This is a genomic window from Mesorhizobium sp. ESP-6-4, assembly GCF_020164735.1.
In the GTDB taxonomy this organism is placed as follows: domain Bacteria; phylum Pseudomonadota; class Alphaproteobacteria; order Rhizobiales; family Rhizobiaceae; genus Mesorhizobium.
In genome coordinates this window covers 51209-74658 of the sequence record NZ_JAIUGS010000005.1, presented here as the reverse complement: position 1 = coordinate 74658, position 23450 = coordinate 51209, and the positions used below count along the sequence as shown (strand labels likewise).

Annotated in this window: 25 protein-coding genes; 21 read left to right on the top strand and 4 right to left on the bottom strand. The window is 58.0% G+C overall.

The annotated features are described in order from the left end of the window. The first annotated feature begins 880 nt into the window (after window positions 1-880). From LB523_RS12120 to LB523_RS12080, 9 genes are all read left to right on the top strand, one after another. Complete coding sequence (locus LB523_RS12120) at window positions 881-1279, top strand: hypothetical protein (protein ID WP_224602945.1); 399 nt, start codon at window positions 881-883, stop codon at window positions 1277-1279. After that, on the top strand, window positions 1236-3113 hold the full coding sequence (locus tag LB523_RS12115; protein WP_224602943.1) for a terminase large subunit: 1878 nt from the start codon (window positions 1236-1238) through the stop codon (window positions 3111-3113). The genes LB523_RS12120 and LB523_RS12115 overlap by 44 nt, the downstream gene beginning before the upstream one ends. 26 nt (window positions 3114-3139) lie before the next feature. Continuing rightward, window positions 3140-5134, top strand: coding sequence for a phage major capsid protein (locus LB523_RS12110; RefSeq protein WP_224602941.1), 1995 nt, complete (start codon window positions 3140-3142; stop codon window positions 5132-5134). A 64-nt stretch (window positions 5135-5198) separates the two neighbouring features. Further along, on the top strand, window positions 5199-5426 hold the full coding sequence (locus LB523_RS12105; RefSeq protein WP_224602939.1) for a hypothetical protein: 228 nt from the start codon (window positions 5199-5201) through the stop codon (window positions 5424-5426). A gap of 12 nt (window positions 5427-5438) precedes the next feature. Then, the gene (locus LB523_RS12100; protein ID WP_224602937.1) at window positions 5439-5837 is read left to right on the top strand and encodes a hypothetical protein; all 399 of its coding nucleotides are present in this window, start codon (window positions 5439-5441) and stop codon (window positions 5835-5837) included. Further along, complete coding sequence (locus tag LB523_RS12095) at window positions 5824-6387, top strand: class I SAM-dependent methyltransferase (RefSeq protein WP_224602935.1); 564 nt, start codon at window positions 5824-5826, stop codon at window positions 6385-6387. The genes LB523_RS12100 and LB523_RS12095 overlap by 14 nt, the downstream gene beginning before the upstream one ends. Window position 6388: 1 nt before the next feature. Next, window positions 6389-7219 (top strand): phosphoribosyltransferase family protein, encoded by an 831-nt coding sequence (locus tag LB523_RS12090; protein WP_224602933.1) that lies wholly within the window; start codon window positions 6389-6391, stop codon window positions 7217-7219. Further along, entirely contained in the window at window positions 7216-8010 is a 795-nt protein-coding gene (locus LB523_RS12085) for a hypothetical protein (RefSeq protein WP_224602930.1), read from the top strand. The genes LB523_RS12090 and LB523_RS12085 overlap by 4 nt, the downstream gene beginning before the upstream one ends. Continuing rightward, complete coding sequence (locus tag LB523_RS12080; RefSeq protein ID WP_224602928.1) at window positions 8010-8948, top strand: hypothetical protein; 939 nt, start codon at window positions 8010-8012, stop codon at window positions 8946-8948. Before LB523_RS12085 ends, LB523_RS12080 begins: the two co-directional genes overlap by 1 nt. 463 nt (window positions 8949-9411) lie before the next feature. On the opposite strand, the gene LB523_RS12075 is transcribed toward LB523_RS12080, so the two are convergent. Together LB523_RS12075 and LB523_RS12070 are read right to left on the bottom strand one after the other, a co-directional pair. Then, on the bottom strand, window positions 9412-9972 hold the full coding sequence (locus LB523_RS12075; protein ID WP_224602925.1) for a hypothetical protein: 561 nt from the start codon (window positions 9970-9972) through the stop codon (window positions 9412-9414). Further along, complete coding sequence (locus LB523_RS12070; RefSeq protein WP_224602924.1) at window positions 9963-10238, bottom strand: hypothetical protein; 276 nt, start codon at window positions 10236-10238, stop codon at window positions 9963-9965. The genes LB523_RS12075 and LB523_RS12070 overlap by 10 nt, the downstream gene beginning before the upstream one ends. Window positions 10239-10450: 212 nt before the next feature. On the opposite strand from LB523_RS12070, the gene LB523_RS12065 reads away from it, so the two are divergent. The 9 genes from LB523_RS12065 (at window position 10451) to LB523_RS12025 (ending at window position 17289) form a co-directional block, all read left to right on the top strand. Continuing rightward, the gene (locus LB523_RS12065; RefSeq protein WP_224602922.1) at window positions 10451-11857 is read left to right on the top strand and encodes a phage portal protein; all 1407 of its coding nucleotides are present in this window, start codon (window positions 10451-10453) and stop codon (window positions 11855-11857) included. Beyond that, window positions 11857-13044, top strand: a complete 1188-nt coding sequence (locus LB523_RS12060; RefSeq protein ID WP_224602921.1) for a hypothetical protein — start codon at window positions 11857-11859, stop codon at window positions 13042-13044. The genes LB523_RS12065 and LB523_RS12060 overlap by 1 nt, the downstream gene beginning before the upstream one ends. Beyond that, complete coding sequence (locus LB523_RS12055; RefSeq protein WP_224602920.1) at window positions 13044-13712, top strand: hypothetical protein; 669 nt, start codon at window positions 13044-13046, stop codon at window positions 13710-13712. Before LB523_RS12060 ends, LB523_RS12055 begins: the two co-directional genes overlap by 1 nt. After that, window positions 13713-14117 carry a hypothetical protein gene (locus LB523_RS12050; RefSeq protein WP_224602919.1) on the top strand — a complete coding sequence of 135 codons (405 nt, stop codon included), beginning with the start codon at window positions 13713-13715 and terminating at the stop codon, window positions 14115-14117. Next, window positions 14114-14494 carry a hypothetical protein gene (locus LB523_RS12045; RefSeq protein WP_224602918.1) on the top strand — a complete coding sequence of 127 codons (381 nt, stop codon included), beginning with the start codon at window positions 14114-14116 and terminating at the stop codon, window positions 14492-14494. Before LB523_RS12050 ends, LB523_RS12045 begins: the two co-directional genes overlap by 4 nt. A 9-nt stretch (window positions 14495-14503) precedes the next feature. After that, window positions 14504-15130: a hypothetical protein gene (locus tag LB523_RS12040; protein ID WP_224602917.1), complete on the top strand. Its 627-nt coding sequence runs from the start codon at window positions 14504-14506 to the stop codon at window positions 15128-15130. Further along, window positions 15131-15553 (top strand): phage tail terminator-like protein, encoded by a 423-nt coding sequence (locus LB523_RS12035; protein ID WP_224602916.1) that lies wholly within the window; start codon window positions 15131-15133, stop codon window positions 15551-15553. It begins immediately after the preceding gene. Window positions 15554-15618: 65 nt separating this feature from the next. Then, complete coding sequence (locus LB523_RS12030) at window positions 15619-16560, top strand: phage tail tube protein (protein WP_224602915.1); 942 nt, start codon at window positions 15619-15621, stop codon at window positions 16558-16560. 309 nt (window positions 16561-16869) lie between these two features. Continuing rightward, window positions 16870-17289, top strand: coding sequence for a hypothetical protein (locus LB523_RS12025; protein ID WP_224602914.1), 420 nt, complete (start codon window positions 16870-16872; stop codon window positions 17287-17289). On the opposite strand, the gene LB523_RS12020 is transcribed toward LB523_RS12025, so the two are convergent. Further along, window positions 17286-17663 (bottom strand): hypothetical protein, encoded by a 378-nt coding sequence (locus tag LB523_RS12020; protein WP_224602912.1) that lies wholly within the window; start codon window positions 17661-17663, stop codon window positions 17286-17288. The genes LB523_RS12025 and LB523_RS12020 overlap by 4 nt on opposite strands. Further along, window positions 17639-18001, bottom strand: coding sequence for a hypothetical protein (locus tag LB523_RS12015; RefSeq protein WP_224602910.1), 363 nt, complete (start codon window positions 17999-18001; stop codon window positions 17639-17641). The genes LB523_RS12020 and LB523_RS12015 overlap by 25 nt, the downstream gene beginning before the upstream one ends. 58 nt (window positions 18002-18059) lie before the next feature. Between LB523_RS12015 and LB523_RS12010 the strand changes: the two genes are divergently transcribed. The 3 genes from LB523_RS12010 to LB523_RS12000 are packed head-to-tail and all read left to right on the top strand — an operon-like array spanning window position 18060 to window position 23403. Continuing rightward, on the top strand, window positions 18060-21752 hold the full coding sequence (locus LB523_RS12010) for a hypothetical protein (RefSeq protein WP_224602908.1): 3693 nt from the start codon (window positions 18060-18062) through the stop codon (window positions 21750-21752). After that, window positions 21752-22123, top strand: a complete 372-nt coding sequence (locus LB523_RS12005; RefSeq protein WP_224602906.1) for a hypothetical protein — start codon at window positions 21752-21754, stop codon at window positions 22121-22123. Before LB523_RS12010 ends, LB523_RS12005 begins: the two co-directional genes overlap by 1 nt. Further along, entirely contained in the window at window positions 22123-23403 is a 1281-nt protein-coding gene (locus LB523_RS12000; RefSeq protein ID WP_224602904.1) for a hypothetical protein, read from the top strand. Before LB523_RS12005 ends, LB523_RS12000 begins: the two co-directional genes overlap by 1 nt. Window positions 23404-23450: the final 47 nt, after the last annotated feature.

Here is a 23450-nt window from a genome sequence, read left to right as displayed (position 1 = left end):
CTCGACAGACGATCCGGTTTTTGGTCGAACTTATGTGGCTTCTCATGGATATGTCGTATCATATAGCCCTGCACATCCGATATCTTGCAAGGCTGGAACCCTGTATCAGCACAGGCAAGTTCTATATGACGCCATAGGCGGTGGTGAGCATGCTTGCCATTGGTGCGCTCAAGTAGTTGAGTGGAGTGCAAAGGGCAAGCGAAAGCTAGTAGTTGATCACCTAGACAACGACAAAGAGAACAATACGATAGATAATCTTGTGCCTTCATGTCACGCCTGTAATGCAACGAGAGGATTATTCATGTCTTGGGTGATCAAGCATAAGGACGATCCATTTCTGTCGCGCCTGTTTACGGCGGCGAATGACAACGCTTCAGCGTTTAACTGCAATGAAGTACGAGACTGATCGTCCTTGGCGCCACCTATACGGCACGGCGCGTTGGCGGCGCTTGCGTAAGAGCCAACTATCGGCCAAGCCGCTGTGCGAATGGTGCCTAGAGCGGAAGATCAAAGAGCCCGCTACTGAGGTTCACCACGCAATTGCGCATAAGGGAGACTTAGGCCTGTTCTGGTCTGGGCCATTCATATCGACATGCAAGCCGTGCCATTCGAGTCGAGGTCAGCGCGAGGATAACGGAACGGCCATATCAACTAAACCAGTCCGCTATGGCGCCGATGGTTGGCCGCTCTAGGGGGGGGGCATCACGTTATAAAATAACGCGATGGGGCCTCATACCGCTTGGGGCCAACGTACGCATTTTTCCAATTGAAATGTTGAGGTCACTGGAGATTTTGCGTGACTGTTTCGGCGCAAAGGCGACTTCGATAGGTCACTAGTCAGACATAGGCGATTTCGCCTGCCAATGCAAGAGAATAATTTATGGCGCGGCCAAGAACGCCGAAGGCCAAGGCGAAAGTTACAGGCCAGGACAAAGTTCGTCGCAAGAAGTTTGAGGCGCGCACCGAAGTTAAGGTCTCCGAAGGAGTTGGCGACCCGCCCGAATGGCTGCTCGACTCTGAGCACAATAAACCGCGCGAGGCGTGGACGATCCTTAGGCGCGAGGTGCCATGGCTGAACAGCAGCCACCGCATGTTGATGGCTACGGTATGCAATCAACTTGGACGCCTAATCGCCGGCCAAGAAATTGGCGTTCAGGCCAGCGTTTTTATCAAGCAGTGCCTTAGCGAAATGGGAGCCACACCATCTGCTGCGAGCAAGGCTGGAGCGAAGCCGGATGGCGATAAAAACGAAGATCCAGCGGCCAAATATTTCACGTAAAAACCCGGTCGACGCTTACGCGATCGATGTTCTTGAGGGCAAAGTTATCGCTGGCCCGCATGTGCGGAATGCCTGTCAAAGGCACTTCGACGACATGGAGCATGGACATGAGCGAGGACTTGTCTGGGACCAAGGGGCGGCCGACCGAGTCCTGAACTATTTCCCTGACGTATTGCGGCTGAATGGCGGCCAGTTCGAGGGACAGAAGTTCCACCTTCACACCTCTCAGCAATTCAAGGTCGGGTCCATCTTCGGATGGAAGCGCACGGAGTCTGACGGCGCAGTTTTGCGACGCTTTCGCCGCGCCTACATCGAAGAGGGAAAAGGTAACGGCAAGTCCCCGTTGGCGGCAGGTATCGGCCATTACTGCATGACGTCCGACGGTGAGGCCGCCGCTGAAATCTATGCTGCAGCCGCAGCCAAGGATCAGGCGTTCGTTCTCTTCCGCGACGCGGTTGCCATGTATGAGCAGTCGCCAGCACTGAAGGAAGCGCTGACACCTTCTGGCGGCAATCCGATTTGGAATCTCGCCTACTTAGCCAAGCGGTCGTTCTTTCGCCCGATCTCGCGCGAAGGTGCGCATAGCGGCCCGCGCCCTTACGTGGCACTCTGCGATGAAATTCACGAGCATCCAGATGGCAGGGTCATCGAGATGCTCGAGCGAGGGTTCAAGTTCCGCCGTCAGCCGCTGCTGTTCATGATTACGAACTCGGGAAGCGATCGCACGACGATCTGCTGGGACGAGCATCAGCATGCGGTCAAGGTTGCGGCCGGCACGGCTACGCCTGACGAGGACTTTACCTACGTTGGCGAGGTCATTGACGACAGCACATTCAGCTACGTGTGCGCTCTCGACAAGGACGACGATCCGTTTTCGGATCCGACTTGCTGGCAGAAGGCCAATCCCCTTTTCGGCGTGACGCTGAAGCACGATTACCTGGCTGGCGTAGTTGCGCAGGCGAAGGACATCCCGTCGAAGCGTAATGGCATCTTGCGACTGCACTTCTGCGTGTGGACCGAGGCCGATACGTCGTGGATTCCGCGCCCGCTCGTCGAAAAGGTGATGGCGGACTTCGATCCGTATGAGAAAGACGCCGGCAAAATCGTCGCTGCCGGCTTGGACTTGTCGGGCAGCAAGGATTTGACTGCCGCGGCGTTCGTTCGTGAAACTGGCACCAAGCGCGTAAAGCGCGCGGACGGCACAGAAGCGGAACTGCCGACTTACGACGCATGGATTGAGGCGTTTACGCCTTACGACACGATGGACGAGCGATCCAAGGTCGACCACGTTCCATATCGGTTGTGGCTAGAGCAAGGCTATATCAATGCTCCTCCTGGCGCTCGCATCCGATACGATCATGTGGCGGCATTATTTGCGCGCGTCAACGCTGAGCACGGTATTGGTGTGCTGGCTTTTGACCGTTACGTATTTGACAAGTTTGAACAAGAGCTTGACGAATACGGCGTCGAACTAAAGACGGTAGCTCACCCGCAGGGCGGTAAGCGTCGTGCCAAGCCCGATGCGGATAAGATTGAAGCGGCCAAGGCGGGCGGTGAAGAGCCTCCGCTTGGCTTGTGGATGCCCGGCTCCGTCGCAGCACTGGAAACGCTGATCCTTGAAGAACGGATACGCATAAGGCGCAGTCCGGTTTTGCTTGGCGCCATCATGGGCGTGGCGATCGAGACCGATCCGCTTATGGGTAACCAGTGGCTGTCCAAGAAGAAGTCCACGGTACGCATCGATCCAGCCGTCGCGCTCTGCATGGCGGTTGGCGCTGCAGTGGACGGGACGGCTGAGCCGCCAAAGAAGGCCTACCAAATACTTTTTGTCTAGCGCTTTAGCGCAGGAAATCACGCAAAATGAATAGAGCTTATAGTTGGTTGACTGTGAAAGCAGTCGACGAGGGCAAGCGCACGATTCGCGGTGTGGCAACCACACCTGCTGTCGATCGTGTCGGCGACATTGTTGAGCCACTTGGCTGTAAGTTCGCCAATCCGCTGCCGCTGTTGTGGCAGCACATGCACGACAAGCCGATCGGCACAGTTACGTTCGGCAAAGCCACGGCTGACGGCATTCCGTTTACGGCGGAACTGCCGACTATCGCCACGCCCGGCACGCTGCAGGACCGCATTGAAGAGGCGTGGCAATCAATGGTTGCCGGCTTGGTCAGGGCGGTAAGCATCGGCTTTAGGCCGATCGAATACAGCTTTATGGAGAACGGCGGCATTCGCTTTACCGAGACGGAGGTTTACGAACTTTCCGCGGTAACGATCCCGGCCAACGCCGACGCCGTTATCACCAGCCTAAAGAACATGGATGCCGCAGCTATCGCGGTCATCAAATCATTCGACACGAACGCTCCTGCCGCGACAGGCCATATCGAGCGTCCTGCGAAAACGGCTTCTGCCGCACCCGGCGTAACGGGGAAACAAACCAAGACAACCAAACCCCTTACGCCACAGGAGAAACCGATGGCTAAGACTATTGCGGAACAGATTTCCGCATTTGAACAGACGCGCGTCAGCAAGGCTGCGCGCATGGAAGAGATCATGCTTGGTTCGGAGGGTGAAACCCTCGATGCCGAGATGGAAACCGAATACGACACGCTTGCCGACGAAGTGAAGGCGGTTGACGCTCACATCGTTCGCCTTAAGGCGCTCGAGGCCAGCAAGCTTGCCACCGCTAAGCCGGTCACTAAGGCCGCCACCACGGAAGAGGGCACGGCGCACCGCACGGTTGCGCAGGTCAAGGCCACGCCGACCGAGAAGCCCGGCATCATGTTTGCCCGCCTGGCCAAGGTGAAGACGATCGCCCGCCTTGACGGCGAGTCGGTTGCATCGGTCATTGAGCGCATTTATGGCGCCTCTGGCGATGTCGCTGCAATCCTGAAGACCGCTGTTGCTGCCGGCTCGACCATTAGCGGCAACTGGGCCTATAACCTGGTTAGCCAGGAAGGCGGTGTCTACGCTGACTTTGCGGCTTACCTGCGTCCGGCCACCATCCTCGGCAAGTTCGGCGTTGGCGGCGTTCCGTCTCTGCGCAATGTGCCGTTCCGCGTCCCGCTGATTTCGCAGACCGGTGGCGGCGCTGGTTATTGGGTTGGCCAGGGCAAGGGCAAGCCGCTCACCGCGCTTGATTTTGCGCGCACCACGATGGAGCCACTCAAGGTTGCTAACATCGCGGTGTTGACCGAAGAGTCGATCCGCGACTCCAGCCCGTCTTCGGAAATGATCGTTCGCGATTCGCTCCGTGACGCTCTGGTTGCCCGTCTGGATACCGACTTCATTGACCCGTCCAAGTCGGCTTCGGCCGGCGTGTCCCCGGCATCGATCACCTTCGGTGCGGCTACGGTCGCCTCCACCGGCACTTCGGCGGATGCGGTTCGTCTGGATGTGCGCGCGCTGTTTGCCAAGTTCATCGCGGCCAACAATCCGCCTTCGACTGGCGTCTGGTTGATGTCGACCACGAACGCTCTGGCGCTTGCCTTGATGGTGAATGCCCTCGGTCAGCCGGAATTCCCTGGCATTACGATGATGGGCGGCTCGTTCTTCGGCTTGCCGGTTATCGTGTCCGACTATATCGGCAGCGTGGTCGTCCTGGCGAACGCCTCGGATATCTATGAGGCTGATGAAGGCGGCGTTGCCGTTGACATGAGCCGCGAGACTTCGCTCGAGATGTCGGATGGCCCTGCGCAGTCGGCCCTGACTGGTGGCGGCGCCTCGATGGTGTCGATGTTCCAGACTAACAGCGTTGCATTGAGGGCGGAGCGTACGATTAATTGGAAACTCCGCCGCTCCTCGGCCGTCGCCTACCTGACGGGCGTTGTGTGGGGTGGTGCGGTTCCTGCCTCCTAATATTTGAATGACTGGCGGGCGATCTGTAATGGGTCGCCCGCTTTCCTACCTAGAGGAGATAGTGATGACTACAGTAGACAGCACTTCCGATGCGCGCACCGTTAACAACGTGATGCGCCACGCCTATCGCGTTTTGTCCGATGAGGAAAAAGCGCTTATGGGCAAACTCAAGGACATGGGCCTTGAGTTTCATGAATTCATCGCGAGCCTCGGCAATAGCCGTGAATTGGCAGTCGCGAAAACAAAGATCGAAGAAGCGACAATGTGGGCGGTTAAGCACCTTACCGCATAACCGGAGAGCCGCATGAAGAAGCTTATTGCCACAAAAGAGTTCAGCTACAACACACGCATGCTTCGCGCTGGTGACACGTTCGAAGCGTCTGGCCGTGACGCCATGCTGCTTGTCGGCATCGGCAAAGCAAGGCAGCCGCGCGCTGCCGTTGAATTGAAGGGTCCGCCCGCAAACGTGATTGCCAAGGTTGCCGTTTCGGCTACCGATGAGTTGCCTGCGGCAAGGGCGGAATATCAGGCCAAGTTCGGCAAGCGCCCGCACATGGGTTGGGACTTGGAGACGGTGCGCGCCAAGTTGGCGGAATCTGTAGTGCCGGCCGTCGAGCCAGTGGCTGCAGAACCGGCCGAACCCGCTCCAACCGCAAATCCCGCGCCAGTAGAGCCGGCGACCGCGCCAAATGCGCTGTCTTGATATTGGGCCGGGATCATTCCCGGCACCAGGATTTGAGACGCTTGATGCCGCACCAGGCGCAAACGTCACGCATGTCGGACGCGCTGAAAAGCCACCGTTCGACGATGACACTTTTGATATCGTTCATTCCTCGCACACCATCGAACATGTCCAGTGGTATGAGGCCGAGGCAACCCTTCGCGAATGGGTGCGCATCCTCAAACCGGGCGGCGTGCTGGAGGTGTGGACGGTAAACGCCTATGCGATCATGAAAGAGATGGTCGCTCTAGAGGAAACAGGCGTTTGGAATGGCCCGGAACCCGTATGGAAAGCAAACCTGACTGGTGGTGATCCCTGGTTGTGGGGTTCTGGACGTATGCTTAACTACCCCAAGTCCGGAAGTCACGGAAATCTCTGGCTGCATCGCTCATTGTGGTCGCCAGCATACTTGTCCAGCGCAATGGCGCGCTGCGGCCTTACCGACATTCGTTCGCTCGAAAAATCTGAACTTCGCGGCAAGGACCACAAGTGGATCAACTTCGGTGTACGTGGGGTGAAATGCGCGAGGTAGAATGCTAAGCGTCCGCAGTTTCGCTGACCTCAACCGCACGATCGCCGACAACCTCCACAGACTAGACCGAGACAAATTCGACTGCGTGGTCGGCATTCCGCGATCCGGCATGATTCCTGCCGCATTGATCGCGACGTCGCTGCAAAAGCCTCTGGCTGACGTGGATGGTTACGCAAGAGGCCTCGTGGCGGGGCGTAGCGGCGTGCAGGAGCGCGCCGGCCAACGAGTGCTCCTTGTGGACGACAGCGCAAACAAAGGCCGCGCCATGGCTGCCGCCGTGGCGAGGATTGCCCATCAGGCATCTGAGATAACCAGGCTGGCTGTGTTCGGACCATATCAGGTCGAGCCCGCGACGGTCTGTGACATGTTCTTCGAATGCGTTCATGGGCCGCGCGCGTTTCAGTGGAATATGATGAAGCATATCCGGCTTGACCGATGGTGCTTCGACTTCGACGGCGTTCTTTGTCGGGATCCGACGAAGGAAGAAAACGACGACGGCCCGGCCTACGAGAAATTCCTGGCCAATGCTGAGCCGCTGTTTCTGCCGACGCGTCCGATCGGCCATATCGTTACTGGACGGCTAGAGAAGTACCGCGGCGCCACAGACGCCTGGCTTAAGCGTCACGGCGTCTCCTACACGTCAATGACGATGATGCCCTATAGCACCAAGGCCGAGCGCTTGGCGGCCGGTGGTCGCGGCCAATGGAAGGCCGAGCAATTCAAGCGCATCGGCGCCGAGTTCTTCATCGAATCCGATCCGAAACAGGCCGGCATCATTGCGCGTGAAAGCGGACTGCCTGTCTGGTGCACAAGGACGCAGAGTCTCGCATGAGCATGACGGATACCGATGCGACGAACGCGCCAGCTACGAACGCGCCTGCACCAGACCTGACAATCGTCATGCCGTTCTACATGAATCCAGGCATGCTTTCTATCCAGTACGCCAAATGGGCCGCATGGCCGGAGGAAATCAAGGACCGCATTGCAATCATCCTTGTCGACGATGGATCTCCAGTGGGGCACGCAATTGACGTGCCCAGGCCGGAATGCTTGCCCGCGCTTTCGATCTATCGCGTTCTAGAGGATCGCCCCTGGCATCAGCACGCAGCTCGCAACCTCGGCGCGTATGTCGCTGGCGAGGGATGGTTGCTGCTTACCGACATGGACCATGTGCTTGCGGAGGAGGATGCCGCGGCATTGCTGAAGCGTATTGGGCTCGGCAAGCTCGATACTGGCACAGTGTACATGCTGAACCGCATTGAGGCCGATACCGGCCTGCAAACGCTGCAGAATGGTTTCGCAAAGCCGCATCCTAACAGTTTTGTGCTGACGCGCGAAGCGTTCTGGCGCATTGGTGGCTATGATGAGGACTTCTGCGGCGTCTATGGCACGGACGGCCTGTTCAGGGCGCGCGCCTTCGCCAACGCCAAGCAAGGACATCTCGATAAGGTATCATTGACGCGTTACTGGCGCGATCTGGTTGAGGATGCTTCGACCACGACACTGCTGCGCAAAGATGGGCGCGACCCACTTGCAAAGCACAGGATCATGGAGGCGAAGCGAACTCGCGGCGAACAGGATGTCGTCAAGGTGCTGCAATTCCCGTGGGAGCGCGTATTTTAATGCCCGCGCAGGAACCTATCACCGTCTTGACCTGGTTCTGGCGGCAGCCCGAAGGACGCATCACCTACAAGCCAGAGCATGTGAATATCTGGGCTGACATGGTGCGGCGCAATTTGTCGATGCCGCATCGCATTGCTTGCGTTACCGACATCCCGAATGGCATCGACCCATCCATAGACATTATTACGCCGCCTCGCGATTTCGAGGACGCGACAATTCCTACATGGGGACCGGCGAGGCCGCAGTGCCTGCGGCGCCTCGCCATGTTCAGTCCGAATGCTGGCGCGATCTTCGGACAACGTTTCGTCTGCATGGATATGGACTGCGTAATCGCAGGCCCGCTCGATTCACTGTTCGAAACAGATGCCGAATTCAAGATATATAACGGCACAGCTCCGGACAGGCTTTATAACGGCTCAATGATGCTCCTGAAGGCAGGGGCAAGGGCGGAAGTTTACAACAGATTTACGGTCAAGGATGCGGCGCTAGCTGGCCGCCGGTTTGTCGGATCTGACCAGGCATGGATAAGCCACATTCTTGGGGCCGGTCAGCCGACATGGGGACCAAAGGACGGGGTTAATTGGTGGGATAGAAGCAAGTCTGTGCCGGCAGAAACACGCCTGATGTTCTTTCCTGGCTACTTCAAGCCGTGGCAGTTCGTCGAGACGGTTCCCGATGAATGGGTGAGCAAGCACTACCGGCGCACACCTCACGGGCGCAGCCTTATTCTAGGCTACGCAGATACGGTCTGGGATGAACTTGAAGCCGCGCTGGAAACTGGACCATTCGATGCCGTCATAGCCTCACCAGAGGCGGCAGAGCATTGGCCAGGTGAAATACTGGCGATTGCCGAGGATGACCAGCACGCCGAAAAATTGGCCGTGATGCACGGCCTGACTGATGCTGTGTGGTGCGGGCGGCAGGCAATGGCGGTGTAGAGGGGATTGCAGACGGCAGCATGCGAACCGCGAAAGCGGGCTGCGGTCAGGCGATCTGGACTTCCAGTCCAGTCTCAGCGAAAAGCCGAGTGGCGGTAGGTGTATTTGAGAGACTCTTGGCGGAGTAGCCCCGCGATATCGGGGTAAAAGGCCCTTCGGAATATCCCGGCGCGGACATTCCGAAGGGCCACCATTTCAGGATTGCGGACGGCGGCGAAGCTCGAGTGGTTTGCGATGGTGCGCTGGCCACCGTCTGCAATTTCAGCCTGCTGCGACAAATGTTTGGTTTGCGCTGCTCCTGTGGCAGCAGGCACGGCTTGCGCCGTATTGGTCGGGGCGGCGACCGCGTGGCTTAATCACCGCCCCTGTGCGCCGCTCGTAAAGCACGACGCCATTCGATTGGTGGGTGGTGGCGAGGATTTTGTGGGCTACGCAGGAACGCTGGCCACCACCCGGCTCTGGGCTATGCCCTCCGCCATTCGATGTAGAGGTTTCGCAGCAACCGCTTTTCGACGTAGCGGTGCGCGCGGTTCGAAACGTGCTTCTTGTAGGATTCCTTACCGCTCGCGGCTTCGGTGACGGGCATGTCGAGTTTCGCAGCCTCGTATCTGGCGCGATCGGCATAGACCTTCTGGTAATAGGTCAGATCAGGGTTAGCCCACACATCCTCGCCAAAGACCGGCCGCCACTTGCCCATGCCTCCGATGACGTGTTCTCGAGCCACGTATGATACGGATCGCCGCTGTTTGTTGTAGCCGTGCGCGACCCAGTCATCCTTGGTTGCGCCTTCGCCTGGCGCGCCCTGTCGATTGCCGCTCATGACCGCCAGTCTGAGACGTTTCCAAACGGCGGACACACTCTTGTATGACCCGATGTCGCCGCACTCGCCGACGATGGTGGCGAAACTGATATCGCCGAAACCCTTGACGCCTTTAACCCATGCATAGACCGGCAGGCGCTTAGCTGCCTTAACCATGGCCTTCTCGTAGACCTCGCGCTGGTTGTCCAGTGGCATCATGGCCATGAGGTACGGCGATATATTGATGGTGCGCTGCCATATTCCCGCAAGATGCCCGCCCGCTCAGCCTGCGGAACCTCGTTGAGCAGCTTGCGCGCCCCGATAAGCAGAATCTCATCGCGATAGCTGGCGATGTTGCTGGCGTAGTTGGCGAGTTTGATTGCGGCGGCACTCATGTCTCCTTTCGCCTCGTCAAGCATCTGCCGTGCAAGGCTTTGCAGCGTTAGCGGCTTCGCTCCAGTGACATGCTTCAGTCTGGTATGCGCTGCCATAGTTGCTCCTCTGAATTGGTGCGGGCTGCTAGGGGGCAGTGGATTTCGCCTTTACGGTGGCCACCCGCTTCGCTCTTTCGAGCTTGGAATCATGAATAGGCGAAACCGCCTACATAGTCAACAAGAAAATGCGAAAACGCCTATGCGGGTGGTGCACGCCTTGCGCCGCAAGGCTTTCAGCCGCCTGAGCCATCCGAAATTAAGGACGTGGCATGAAGATTTTCGGCCTGCCCATCCCATTCACGGGTGAGGGCACACTAGAGACGCACGCCAAAGCGCTAAACCACGTTGATACCAACAGAGGCTGGTTTCCGCTGATCCGCGAAAGTTTTGCTGGCGCGTGGCAGCAAAACGTTGAGGTCAAACTTGACAGCGTATTGAGCTTCCATGCGGTTTTTGCCTGCCAGACGCTTATCGCGAGTGACATTGCCAAACTCCGCATCAAGTTGGTTGAGCAAGATGCCGGTGGAATTTGGTCGGAAACAACCAGTCAGTCGTTTTCACCCGTTCTTCGTAAGCCGAACAACTACCAAAATCGCATCCAGTTCATAGAGAATTGGGTGATTTCAAAGCTTCAGTCCGGCAATACATATGTGCTTAAAAGGCGCGATAACAGGCAAGTGGTTACGAGCATGTACGTGCTCGATCCGAAGCTTGTTACGCCACTTGTTGCAGACAATGGTGACGTCTATTACGACCTGCAGACCGACCATCTGGTTGGCTTGACGGCAAGCGTCACCGTACCAGCCACCGAAATCATCCACGACCGATTTAATTGCTTTTTCCATCCGCTTGTCGGGCTATCTCCTGTCTTTGCCGGCGGTCTTGCCGCGACGCAAGGCTTAGCGGTTCAGAAGAACTCGACGAAGTTCTTCCAAAACGGATCGCAGCCTGGAGGCATCCTTACAGCGCCTGGATCCATAGACGACACCACTGCTGCGCGCCTCAAGGCATATTGGGATGCCAATTACAGTGGTGAGAATGCGGGCAAGGTTGCGGTTCTTGGCGATGGTCTAAAGTACGAAGGCAAGGCTGTAACGGCGACGGATTCGCAGCTCATTGAGCAGCTGAAATGGTCGGCTGAGGTTGTTTGCTCCACCTACCATGTGCCGCCTTACAAGATTGGTATCGGTGTGACGCCACCGCACACGAGCGTTCAGGCGCTCAACATCGAATATTATAGCCAGTGTCTTCAGGTTCTGATCGAAGCGCTTGAGCTTTGCCTGGATGAGGGTCTTGGACTTGATACGCCTAAAGCCGGCGGCAAGGTCATGGGGACCGAGTTCGATATCGAGAACTTGCTCCGCATGGACAGCGTTACGCAAATGGATGTGCTGGAAAAAGCCAGCGGCGTCATGACGATCGATGAGAAGCGCAAGAAACTTGATTTGAAGCCGACTAAGGGCGGCGCTTCCGTTTACTTACAGCAGCAGAACTTTAGCCTCGAGGCTTTGGCGAAACGTGATGCTAGCGATGATCCGTTTGCGACTACGAAGACGCCAACACCCGCTCCAAATCCTGCACCCGAGCCCGCTCCCGTAAGCGGAGGCAAGGAAGTCATTCCGTTTTTTGCCGAGGCTGAGTTTGTCGGCGCATACGTTGAAAAGAAGGCGGCCTAATGGACCTGCAAAAGGCATTCGACGCCGGCTTTTCGGCGGTCAAGGGTTATATTGAGCGATCTCTCGATGCTGTCTATCAGCGCATCGACGCGCTTGAAAAGCGCGCGCCTGAAAAGGGCGAAAAGGGTGACGTTGGGGAGCGAGGCGCTGCAGGCATAGGACTTGCCGCAGCTCTGATCAATCGCGATGGCGAGTTGGTAATTACGCTTAGCGACGGCACCACGAAATCGCTCGGCGAGGTTATGGGGCGCGATGGCGCTGCTGGAGCCAAAGGTGAACCTGGGGAACGCGGCGAAAAAGGCCCGCCAGGCGAGCAGGGCGCACCCGGTGAGCGAGGCGACGTAGGCCCTGCTGGTGAGCCTGGCATGCGCGGCGAGCAGGGATTGCCCGGTGAAAAGGGTGAGCCGGGTGCGCCTGGCGCGGATGGCAAGGATGGCATCCCTGGTCGCGACGGCATTGATGGGGCTAATGGGGCAGACGGCAAGGATGCTGACCCTGAAGTCATCAAGGCGATGGTTGCGGAGGCCATTGCAGCGTTGCCCATGCCGAAGGACGGCAAGGATGGCGTCGACGGTGCCGACGGCCGAGATGGTGTCGACGGCGCTAAGGGCTTAGACGGCAAGGACGGAGTAGACGGCAAGGACGGCGTGCCGGGATGCGACGGCGCTAAGGGCTTAGACGGGCGCGACGGCAAAGATGGCATCGGCCTAGCCGGTGCCATGATCGACCGCGACGGTGGTCTTGTCGTTACGCTTACGGATGGCACAACCAAGTCACTTGGCGTTGTCGTCGGCAAGGATGGCGCTAACGGCATCAGTGGCCGCGATGGGGAAAAAGGGGCTGACGGCGCAAACGGCAGGGACGGTCAAGACGGGTTCGGTTTTGACGACCTGTCAGTGGAGCACGATGGCGAGCGCGGTTTTGCGTTCAAGTTCACCAAGGGTGATCGAGTAAAAGAATTCCAGTTCAAGATTCCGGTTGTTCTTGATCGTGGCGTCTATAAGTCAGACCTCACCTATGAGCGCGGCGATGCCGTTACCTATGGCGGTCAATACTGGATTTGCCAGGACGAAAACAAGGCGGCGCCTGGCCTGCCGGCCAGCGGTTGGCGGTTGTCGGTCAAGAAGGGCCGCGACGCCAGAGAGCGCGTCGCAAAGGTGGCTGGTCCAATTAAGGTCACCGTCTGATGCGCGCGACATTTGAGGTAACCGAACCCAATCCGGCCACATTGCTTACCGTTGCGGAGGCTAGAGCCGCGCTGGGCATTGTTGGGATGGCGAGGGACGCCGACTTGACGCGTCTCATAGCGCGCATTTCCGCAGCGATTTTCAGGGCATGCAAGATAGCCTCGGATGGCACCAATCCGCCGACGCTGATGTCCGAGTCGGTGACCGAAACATTCCGGCTAAGTTTTACGGGCAGGTTGCCACTGAGGCTTTCGCGCAGGCGGGTAACCGCCGTCGAATCGGTCACACTGAACGGCACGGAGATGGACGAGTCGACTTATGACGTCGATCGCTCGCCGGGTATAATTTCATTCATCGAGATGTATCGCGGCCGACCAAGCGGCGCCTCTTATTGCTTGCCGTCCGACCGGATTGTTGTCGAGTACACGGCTGGCTTTACGGAAGTTCCTGACGACTTGAAGCTTGCGGCTGAAATCTGGCTGCGATCGCTGTGGCGGGACGCCTACGAAACGCCTTCCGAAATAAACGATCCGCTGGTGAAGGTTGTCGATGTGCCCGGCGTGGAGCGCGTTGAACGTTGGGTCAATCCGACCGTCGAGACACTGCTTCCGCCAGAGGTGAAGGCAATCCTCATCGATGGCGGCTATATCGAAACATGGGTGGCATAAATGAACGCTCCCGGTAGCTATACGCTTTACGCCGGCCAGATCACCGCCCCGCTTTCGGCGCAGGCGCAGACACCGATTACCGACCTTGAAGGCATGCTGGCGGCGACGCTTGTTGCGCGATTTGCGTGGGGCTCCGGCGGCACAAGTGTCGCTGCGCTCATTCAGGCGAGTCCGGACAGCGGGACCAACTGGCTGGACGTGGCACGATTCGATTTCACCACGTCAAGCGCCATCAAAACCGCGAACCTGTCTGGTCTCACCTATAAGGCAGCCGCAGCTTATGCCGCGCTTGGTTCGGAAGGCCAGAACGACGGTCTGATTTTTCCGCAATTCCGCGCTGTGATCAACAGCGTCGGGACTTACGGCGGCGGCACGCTTCTCGATCTGCGGTTGGTCGCCAGATGAGTAATCAGCGCCGCGATCTCGACGCAGCATTAAGGCGCCGCGGTGAAGACATCATCCTCCGAAGACAGATAGCGGCCGGTTCAAATATTACCAACATCGACGTCACATGCCGCGCTCGTGTCGACACGGTAAGCGCAGAGGAAATTGCCGGGACGATTGCCGTCTCTGACCTCAAGGTCATCCTTTCGCCGACGCAGATCATGGCTGCGCAGTGGCCTGGCGGCGTGCCGCAATATCCCGTCACCAATGCGAGCGATCCCCGCGTGCCGCGCATTACGGATTTTGTCATAGCCCGCGGCAAGCAGCGCCAGGTCAAGATGGTGGATCCGAAGTTCACGCCTGACTGGTGCCGGATAAACATGGTGGTGGCTGGGTGAGGGCTGCGAATGCCAACCGGCTTTGAGTTCTTCGATCGTGACCTTCGTTTAGCAACAGCCGGCCTTGAGCCTGCGCAGGTTAACACCGCTCTGGCCAAATTCGCCAAGCAGGAGCTGGCACGAGCGATCTCCGAGGGTGCCTCTACCAAGTACGACCGCTACGTTAACGGCAGGCAAGGCGCATCGGAAGAGAGTGTCGTTGCGCCCGGCCCAATTGTCTATGTCTTCAGCAATTGGCCGCTGGTCATCAATGCCGCGCTTGAGGAATTGAAGAAGCGAGCGCCACGGAAGTCCGGCAGATATGTCGGCTCGTTTGTGGTTGTTGTAGGTGGACGCACGGTCGTTACGGACTTTTCAAAGTTACGTGCAGACGCCGAGGTGGTCATATTTTCGCAGATGCCCTACACCCGTAAGATAGAGGCCGGCTATAACGGTCCAGGCAAGCGGCATTTCGATCTATCCAAGTCGGCGCTCAATTCGCGCTTTAGAGGCGCGTTTGAGTTTGAGATGAAGTACGTGGATGTTCCTGGCGGCATTTCACCGTCCGTCCCGTACCACCTTAAGCGCACCACTAAAAGACGCTCGGCGGGCACGCCGTTAACCTACCCCGCACTCATAATCAACGCGGCACCATAAATGTCCAGCCTTACAGCCTATGACGCCTTTGCCAATCGGCTGGGCGACTGGACGACCACGCCTGTCGTCTTCGAAAACGAGTTCTACCAATTGCCAGACACGCCGGCACCCTTCGTTTACGTCGAGGTTTATGGCGACACTTACGACCAGGATACGGTTGGCGCGCCGCAAGAGAACGTGTGGCTCGAGCGCGGCGTAACGTATCTCCACGTCATGACGCCGAGCGGGCAGGGCAGTAGGCTTGCGCGGCAATATGCAAACAGCTTGCTGTACCTGTTCCGTGAGCAGCCGATATCGACGCTCTTCATGCCGGATATGTCGATAGGCGCCGGAGAACCCGGCAAAGACTGGCCTGGCTATTGGGCCATGACGGCTAGCATCTTCTGGAACCGCCGCGACATCACGTCAATTCCGACGCCGTAGCCCGCGCGCAACCAACACACAAAGTCAAATTCCGGCCAAGGCCGGTCATAAGGGAGCACTACACGATGACCGTTGCTGACGGCTCACAGGTTCGACTCGCGTCCGTTACCGAGGGCACGATCAACACCATTCCAACCAGCCCGCATTTCCAGATCATGCGTTATGTCTCGTCCGATGTGCGTCTGGCGAAGCAGGTCGATGTTCCCAATGAGGTGCGCGCCGATCGCAACGTCGCCGCGATCACCGATGTCGGCCGCATGGTGCAGGGCACAATCCAGACGCTCTACAGTTATGCGACCTATCATACCTGGCTCGAATATCTCCTGTGTTCCAACTGGAACACGAATGTTCTGAAGAACGGCGTCACGCCACAGGCCGCGACGCTGGAGCACTTCTATGAGCAGGGCACGACCGATACCTATGTCCGCTATCGCGGCACGCGCTTCAACACGCTCGACCTTTCGTTGAAGCCGCGCGCATCTGTTTCGGCGGCATGGGGCATAATGGGTATTGGCAGCCCGACGCCGACTAATGGTATTCTGTCTGGTGCTACTTACGCACATGCGACGACGACGGAGGTATTCAATGCTGGCCTCAATGTCGCGGCTCTTGACTTCACGGGCATCACTAACGCGCCGAAGATACAGGCGCTCTCGCTGAAGATCAGCAACAACATCTATCCGGTTGATATCGTCTCTGCATATGAGCCATACGCTCACGGCCTCGGCCGTTTCGATGTCACCGGTTCGTTCACGGCGCTGTTCGAAAACCTTGACACCTACGCGGCCATTCTCGCCCATGACGACGTGAAGATCGGCTTCACGCTGACCGATAGCGCCAGCAATTCAGAAGTTTGGTCGATCCCTGTGACCAAACTCATCGATGGCGGTCCGAATGGCCCCGGCAACGGCCAGCCGGTGGTGCTCGAAGTGCCGTTCCAGGCCAAGTTCGATGCGACCTCGGCGGCATCGCTGAATATCACCCGAACCACGGTCGCGTTGTCGTGACAACCTTCGTCCCTTTGGCTGATTTCATCGGCTATCCGGACGGCAAGACGCCAGTGCAGTTTCGCGCTGGCGTCACAAGCGCTGAGGTTACGGCAGAGTTTGCTGCGCTTATACACGACAAGGGGCTGACTGCAGACAGGCCGAGTAGGCCGCATGGGCGGCTGCGCAGTCCTTCTGGAAGCCTGGCAAAAAAGATGCAGGCCGCCGCTTAGTATCCTGCCCGACAGCAGGCAGACGATTGTGCGCACGATGGGCTGGCGGGGTTGTCGGACCTCGCCAGCAACCCCTCCTTCCGACAAAGGAAAAACTATGAGTATTGTTAAATTATCTTCTGTGAAAGCCGATCTTAAGCGAGAGGCTGACGGCGACTGGATCGAAGCATTGGACTTGCCTGGCGTAGAATTTAACGTCTCGTCGATCCTTCTTCCAGCCTACACTGTAGACCGCGATTTTATGTTGCAGCGCCTGAGCAAGCAGTACAAGGGGAAAGCTCCGCGCGATGTGATCACAACGGAACTTGGGAAGCTCTATGCCAAGCATATCCTGCACGGCTGGCGCGGCTTCGACGTTGAATACTCCCCAGAAAAAGCCCTCGAGATTTTGTCTGATCCGGCATATCGAGTGGTGGTTGCCGCTGTTGAGTATTGCGCGGCGAAGATAGCCGATGTCGATGTTCAGTATATCGAGGACGCAGGAAAAAACTCCGAGCGGCCTTCCGAGACCGACTAAGGCGGGAAGGCCTTGATCAGGAAAGACAGGATTGGCTTGAGGCTCTGGCGGAGGAATATCCAGATGAGGAATGGGTTCAGCGCGCAGCGTTTCCAGATGGACGCATAGAGTTCGATGCCGAACCTTGGCACGGCCTCTATTGGGAGGCGTGGGACGCTATTCGTTTTGAGCGCCACTATGGCGCTTTCGGCGGTGAACTGCCGCTCCGTTACAGCGCTATCCGAGACTACGCCAAAGACCAAGGCATAACGGGCAGCGACTTCCAACTGTTCCGGGCATTCATGACCATCATCGATGATGAATGGCTGAGGCACGTTTCCGAGAAAAGCAAAGATACGAAGGCGGGTGCTTAGCGATTGAGTATCGCTTTGCATTGCGACGCAACACGCAGCGCATCGCTTTCATCGCTTGCAAGAGCGTCAATGTAGAATGAACGATCTGGCGGCCAGATATGTCCCTGAAACGGTATGGTTCCGGCATAACCTCCGAAGCCATTCTTCGCGTTAACCGAGCCGCAAACCAGAACCTGTCCTCCGCCCACATTGGCGGCGTCAATATCGCCAAATAACGCGCTGGACGGATCCTTCAGAGTTGAGGAAATGGTCTGTTCGATAGCGGCTGTTTGCATCTCTGTCAGTGCATAACGTTCGCTCGCCAGGGCACTCGACTGCCAGCCAATGCAAGCAGTCATAAGCACAATAATCGATCGCATGTCCGCCTCCAGTCGGTAGGGATGCGAAAATATACTATGCCGCAGCCGGAGTAAATGCATGACTGTTGAACTCCGTACGCTCGCCATTTCTGCACAGCTTGACGCTAGTCAGTATGTGTCCGGTGCGGCACAGAAGGTTGCTGCCGACAAGAGCATGTCTGCATCTTCGCAGATTGCCGGCGCATCCGTAACCGAGACAAACACCAAGATCAGCCAAGCCGGCGACGTCCTTTCTCGTTTATCGCGCCAGTATGTTGATGGCTATGCGAATGCGCAGCGCTTCAATTCGGCGCTAAATCAATTAAGCAGCGGTATCGATCGCGGTAAGATCAGCATGGAGCAGGCCGGGAACATCCTGACCGGCATCTATGCGAAATACCAGATGATGGGAGACGCGGCTCAGTTCGCGGCCCGCGGACAGACTCAATTGGCTGCCGCAGTCACTGCGGCAAATGCGAAGCTAGCACAGCAGCAACAGCGCGCGCCTGCCAATACAAATCGCCTGTCTGGCCAGCAGATCCAGGGCCTTGGCTTTCAGGCCAACGACATCGCCACGATGGCCCTTCTGGGCGCCTCGCCGCAGCAGATCGCATTTTCTCAGGGCGGACAGATTCTGCAAACGCTGCAGATGGGCGAGGGCGGTGTCGCCGGGTCGCTCTCTGCCATCAAAGGCAGTGCGGTGGCGGCAGGGGCCGCCTTAGCCGGAACGCTTGGCACCGTCGGTCTTATCGCGACTGGTTTCGGTGCGGCGGCGGTCGCGGCCGGTGCCTTTTATCTCGCGACGCGCGAAAAGGCGAAGGATCTGAACGCGATCCTAAGCGAGCAGAAAGATATCATCACCTCTCTTGGCCCAGCCTATCAGGCGCTAGCTGGTCAGCAATCTGGCCCGTTCGAAAATGTCGGCGTCGGCCGCCTTGTGCTCGAACAAAATCTGCAAGATGCGCAAAAAGCCGCCATGGAAAAGGCCAGGTCGGCGCTAAGCGATATGCGCAGCTCCGGCGGTACCTTCCTGAGCCTCATCGGTTCTCTCCCCGAGGGCGCGCAAAGCGCACTTGGCCGGTCGCAATCCTCACTTGAGTTCGACCGCATTGTCGATGCAGCATCAAAGAGCGAGATGAGCATTAATGAGGCTCGCTCTTCGCTTCAGCGGTTCGGCGAGACACATCCAGACTTCGCTTACATTATTGGCCGCTTCCTGCAGATGTCGGAAGAGGCTGCTAAGGCAGAGCGCCAGGTTGGCGGCCTTGTCGGCATCCTAGACAAGTTCGCCAAGATACGTCTTCCCGAAAAAGGCATCCTGCCTAAAGGTGCAGCCGGGGATGAAATAGATGTTGCTACCATCACGGCGCAATACCGCATGCAGCGGCAGTTCAACGCCGATATGCTTGGCGCCAATGCGCGCTCGCCGCAAGAATTGGCTGCCGCAGCTCGTGCTCAGGCTGAATTGAATCCAAGCGGCAGTGCAGCAGAGCAGGCGACGCGAGTAGAGCTTGCGGGCAAAAAGGCGCTTGCTGAGGCTGAACTGCAATTGACGGAGGCGGAGGATCAGCGACAGCGCTCGCTCATCGAGACGACTAAGTCGATGCATCTCGACGTCGATCTCGTCGGCAAATCTACTGCACAGGTCGAAGCCGCCAAGTTCGCCAACCAGCAGCTCGCACAGGTGCGCGAGGAAGCCGCACGCAACGGCATCACCAGCGAAGCCGACATCCAGCGCTACTATGGGAAGTCGATCGATCTGATCAAGCAGCAGGCTACCGAATACGGTAAGCTTAAGGCTCTCGAGGAAGCGCGCAATACCATCTTCAGCCAAGGGCAGAACCTCGAAATCCAGCGCGCAGAACTGGCGCTGGTCGGCCAAGGCACACTTGCGCACGACGCGGCGATTGCCGCCCTGAAGACAGAGCAGCAGATCAGGCAACTCGGCATCGACGTCTATGGCCAAGAGGCCAACGCGATGCGCGCCAACACCGCTGAATTGTCGGCCCTTACGCAGCAGATGGCGAAAGCCAAAATCCAGCAGGATTTGCTGTTCGATATTCGTCAGGCTGGCCGCTCTGCGGCTGATCAGTCCGTCGCATCGCAACTGCGCTCGGCTGGCTTCTCCGATCAAGATCTTGATTCCGATGTAGCCAAGCTCATTCGGATGAAAGACACCATCGAGAGCATGAAAGCGGCTTGGGAGGATGTCTTCCAGACTGCGCGCGATGGCATCGATGGCGTTGTCGACGCGCTGTTTGACGGCGGCTCTATCAGTGACGCATTGAAGAATGCGGGCAAGCAACTGGCCCGCACACTCTTCGATCAGGCGATCACCAATCCGCTGAAGAACTGGCTCACCGGCTCGAACCTCAACACCATCGCTGATCTTGGCATCTTCCCCGGCGCTGTGAGCGGCAAGGGCGGCGGTTTCGGTGGGGTGCTGGGCAATCTGCTTGGGGCTCAGAAGGCCGTCGCCTCGATGCAGGTGCAGGCGGCGAGCGTCTTCATCAACGGTTCGCCGTTGGGGCTTGGCGGTCTTGGCAATCTGCTTGGCGGCAATGGCTCGACCTTTACGCCGAATACAACGCTGACCGATCTACTCACGGGGGGCGATGTCAATGCGAGCCAGGCAAATATCTCGCAGCGGATTAATTCCGCTTTCGGCACGCTGTTCAGCCAGGATCAAATCCAGAGCCGCATAAGTTCGGCATTTGGCGGCGCGCCTCTTGGCGGCATCTTCACGCCTGCCGGTGGCTTTGCGAACGTGTTGGGCGGCGGATCGTCCTTGACCGGCAACATGTCGTCGTTTGCCAGCGCGATCAAGATGATTGAGAGCGCCGGAAGCGGTGGGTATTCAGCACTAGGTCCGCTGTTGAAGAACGGCAACCAGGCGCTCGGCGCTTACCAGATCATGAAGAGTAATTTGCCTTCGTGGTCGACCGAAGCGCTTGGCTCGCCGATGTCGGCAAGCTCGTTCCTTTCCAATCCGGCCGCACAAGACACCATCTTCAACCAGCAATTCGGTAAGCTGCTGTCGAAATTTGGCAATCCGCAGGACGCGGCATCGGCATGGTTTACTGGCGGTCCGCTATCGGCCGGCGCAGGCAAGATGGATATTTTGGGCACCTCTGGCGCTCAATATGTTTCCAAGTTCAATGCGGCGCTAAGCCAGGCAACACAGAACGTCGGCCAACTCGGCGGTGCATCGTCAAGCACGCTTTCGAACCTCATCTCGTCGACCAGCCAAGCGGCTGGCGGGCTAAACCAACTAGGCAGCGGTGCCGGCAAACTTGGTAGCATGCTAAGCCAATTCCCGGCCGCGCCTGGAGGCTGGGGGGGAGGACTTGGCGGACTCTTCAACATGTTCGGCGGCCTGTTCGGCGGCGGTGGTCTCAACTCCGCCTTCTCTGGAACTGCGGCCTATAGCTTCCTGTCCGCAAATCCTGGCGGATACATCGGCCTCTATGCCGACGGCACGGAAAGCGCTCCGCCCGGCTGGGCATGGGTTGGCGAGAAAGGCCCGGAGCTGCGCAAGCTTCGTGCCGGCGACGTCATCCGCAGCAATGCGCGCTCGGCCGACATGGTGAAGGCGGCAGGCGGTGGTGCAGGCAATGATAACATGAAGGACTTTGTCCGCATGCTGGCACCGCACCTGAAGTCAAACGTGCGGATCAACAACATCTTCGACCCATCCGTGGTTGGCGATTATCTCGCCACGCCGCAGGGCGAGGAGATCATCATGAATGTGCTGCGCAGGAATGGTAAGTAATGGCCGCCTATCTCAATGACCGCGTGCTGGATAGCGGGCTAAACATCATCAAGAATGAAGCCAACGTCCTGCATTTTTGCTCGAGCATGCCGGCGGATTACGCCGGCACGCTCACCGCATCTCTCGGCAGCAAGACAAGCCCAACCATTAGCTCACCCGCAGCGCGGTCGCCATCTGGGCGCAAGGTGACAGTCTCTGCCGTCACCAACGCCGCCTGCACGGCAAACGGTACCATCACGCATTGGGCGCTTGTCGACAGTGCCAATTCGCGCCTTCTGGCTGCCAACACCATCGCGGTTTCCAAGGCCACCAACAATGGCGACACGATCACTTCTGCAGCGTTTGACGTCGGCATTCCTGGTCCAGCCTAATGGCGACGGTTGACACGGCGCCAGACGGCTTTGACGCTGGCGTTCCGGTCCTCGGCACGCCAGCGCTTGTTCTTATCCACGCTACGGTACCAGACAGCCTCGCCAGCGGTACGCCCGATCTAGGACTGCCGGTCATCATCATTCTCTACGAGGTGTGGCCTTTCCGCCCGCTGTTGCCGATCCAAGAGACATTGGAGTGGCTGACCGACGTGCTGCCTAGCCGCACTGGTGAGCAGCGCATCGCGCTCCGCAGTTCCGCGAGGCAAATGTTCGCATTTGGATCGCGCCTTACCGACGCACAGTTCGCCAAGGCGCGGACGCTGGCAATTCGACGTGCGCATTCGCCGATTGGCGTGCCCGCCTGGGTCGAGGAGACAACCACTGCCGCCGTTACGGCTGGCGACACGACAATTGCAATCGATACGACGGCTGGCGACTGGCGCGTTAACGAAGGCATCGTAATCTACCAGGACAGCGATACTTACGAGACGGCGCTGGTAACAGCGGTTGCCGTCGATCAATTGACGCTGCTTGGGCCTGTCGCCGGCACCTACACACGCCCGTCAATTTTGCCGATGCGCAATGCGCTTGCGATCGAGGGCTACCAAGTCCGCCGCGACAAGGCGTTTACCGATGTGTCGGCCAAACTTCAGGTCTTCGACAATGTCACGTTGGCGGGAGATGCGGGCTATCCGCAATACCAGTCTTTGGATGTCGTGACAGAAAAGCCGGCGCTGATCGCCGACGTGTCGGAATCGATCGTGCGCGCCGCTGAGTATGTCGACAATGGTTTCGGCCCTATAGCGGTCGAGACGCTGCTTAACTATGCCGACTTTGGTCAGACGATCAGTTTTCATGAGAACCGCGGTAGCGACCTATGGCGCCGCCGCTGCTGGATCCATTCGTTGAATGGAAAGCAGAAGGCATTCTGGCTGCCGACATTCAATCAAGACCTGCTGCTGCAGTCGACCATCGGTTCAGCGGCTACGGTAGTGACCGTCAAGAGCATCGGGCATGTCGGCTATTATGCCGGCAAGCATGTGATGATCCTGCTTAACGACGGAACGCGGTTTTTCAGGGCAATTAACAGCGCATCGAAGTCAGGTGGCAATGATCTGCTTACCATTTCCTCGGCGATCGGCCAGTCGGTTGCAGTGGCGGACATCGCGTTGTTTTGCTTCATATCGAAGGTGCGACTTAACTCCGACGTCGTGACAATCGACCACCAGTTCGAACTGGCCTCGTCCGTGTCGATACCGGTTACGGAAGTACCGGCTTAACGCCAGCAACAAGCCCCGACCCAAACCTTGCAGCCGAGGCGTTCCCG

Bases quoted from the DNA above. Each gene is read 5' to 3' on its own strand.
- LB523_RS12120 (WP_224602945.1), top strand. From the start codon at position 881: ATGGCGCGGCCAAGAACGCCGAAGGCCAAGGCGAAAGTTACAGGCCAG.
- LB523_RS12115 (WP_224602943.1), top strand. From the start codon at position 1,236: ATGGCGATAAAAACGAAGATCCAGCGGCCAAATATTTCACGTAAAAAC.
- LB523_RS12110 (WP_224602941.1), top strand. From the start codon at position 3,140: ATGAATAGAGCTTATAGTTGGTTGACTGTGAAAGCAGTCGACGAGGGC.
- LB523_RS12105 (WP_224602939.1), top strand. From the start codon at position 5,199: ATGACTACAGTAGACAGCACTTCCGATGCGCGCACCGTTAACAACGTG.
- LB523_RS12100 (WP_224602937.1), top strand. From the start codon at position 5,439: ATGAAGAAGCTTATTGCCACAAAAGAGTTCAGCTACAACACACGCATG.
- LB523_RS12095 (WP_224602935.1), top strand. From the start codon at position 5,824: ATGCGCTGTCTTGATATTGGGCCGGGATCATTCCCGGCACCAGGATTT.
- LB523_RS12090 (WP_224602933.1), top strand. From the start codon at position 6,389: ATGCTAAGCGTCCGCAGTTTCGCTGACCTCAACCGCACGATCGCCGAC.
- LB523_RS12085 (WP_224602930.1), top strand. From the start codon at position 7,216: ATGAGCATGACGGATACCGATGCGACGAACGCGCCAGCTACGAACGCG.
- LB523_RS12080 (WP_224602928.1), top strand. From the start codon at position 8,010: ATGCCCGCGCAGGAACCTATCACCGTCTTGACCTGGTTCTGGCGGCAG.
- LB523_RS12075 (WP_224602925.1), bottom strand. From the start codon at position 9,972: ATGGCCATGATGCCACTGGACAACCAGCGCGAGGTCTACGAGAAGGCC.
- LB523_RS12070 (WP_224602924.1), bottom strand. From the start codon at position 10,238: ATGGCAGCGCATACCAGACTGAAGCATGTCACTGGAGCGAAGCCGCTA.
- LB523_RS12065 (WP_224602922.1), top strand. From the start codon at position 10,451: ATGAAGATTTTCGGCCTGCCCATCCCATTCACGGGTGAGGGCACACTA.
- LB523_RS12060 (WP_224602921.1), top strand. From the start codon at position 11,857: ATGGACCTGCAAAAGGCATTCGACGCCGGCTTTTCGGCGGTCAAGGGT.
- LB523_RS12055 (WP_224602920.1), top strand. From the start codon at position 13,044: ATGCGCGCGACATTTGAGGTAACCGAACCCAATCCGGCCACATTGCTT.
- LB523_RS12050 (WP_224602919.1), top strand. From the start codon at position 13,713: ATGAACGCTCCCGGTAGCTATACGCTTTACGCCGGCCAGATCACCGCC.
- LB523_RS12045 (WP_224602918.1), top strand. From the start codon at position 14,114: ATGAGTAATCAGCGCCGCGATCTCGACGCAGCATTAAGGCGCCGCGGT.
- LB523_RS12040 (WP_224602917.1), top strand. From the start codon at position 14,504: ATGCCAACCGGCTTTGAGTTCTTCGATCGTGACCTTCGTTTAGCAACA.
- LB523_RS12035 (WP_224602916.1), top strand. From the start codon at position 15,131: ATGTCCAGCCTTACAGCCTATGACGCCTTTGCCAATCGGCTGGGCGAC.
- LB523_RS12030 (WP_224602915.1), top strand. From the start codon at position 15,619: ATGACCGTTGCTGACGGCTCACAGGTTCGACTCGCGTCCGTTACCGAG.
- LB523_RS12025 (WP_224602914.1), top strand. From the start codon at position 16,870: ATGAGTATTGTTAAATTATCTTCTGTGAAAGCCGATCTTAAGCGAGAG.
- LB523_RS12020 (WP_224602912.1), bottom strand. From the start codon at position 17,663: ATGCAAAGCGATACTCAATCGCTAAGCACCCGCCTTCGTATCTTTGCT.
- LB523_RS12015 (WP_224602910.1), bottom strand. From the start codon at position 18,001: ATGCGATCGATTATTGTGCTTATGACTGCTTGCATTGGCTGGCAGTCG.
- LB523_RS12010 (WP_224602908.1), top strand. From the start codon at position 18,060: ATGACTGTTGAACTCCGTACGCTCGCCATTTCTGCACAGCTTGACGCT.
- LB523_RS12005 (WP_224602906.1), top strand. From the start codon at position 21,752: ATGGCCGCCTATCTCAATGACCGCGTGCTGGATAGCGGGCTAAACATC.
- LB523_RS12000 (WP_224602904.1), top strand. From the start codon at position 22,123: ATGGCGACGGTTGACACGGCGCCAGACGGCTTTGACGCTGGCGTTCCG.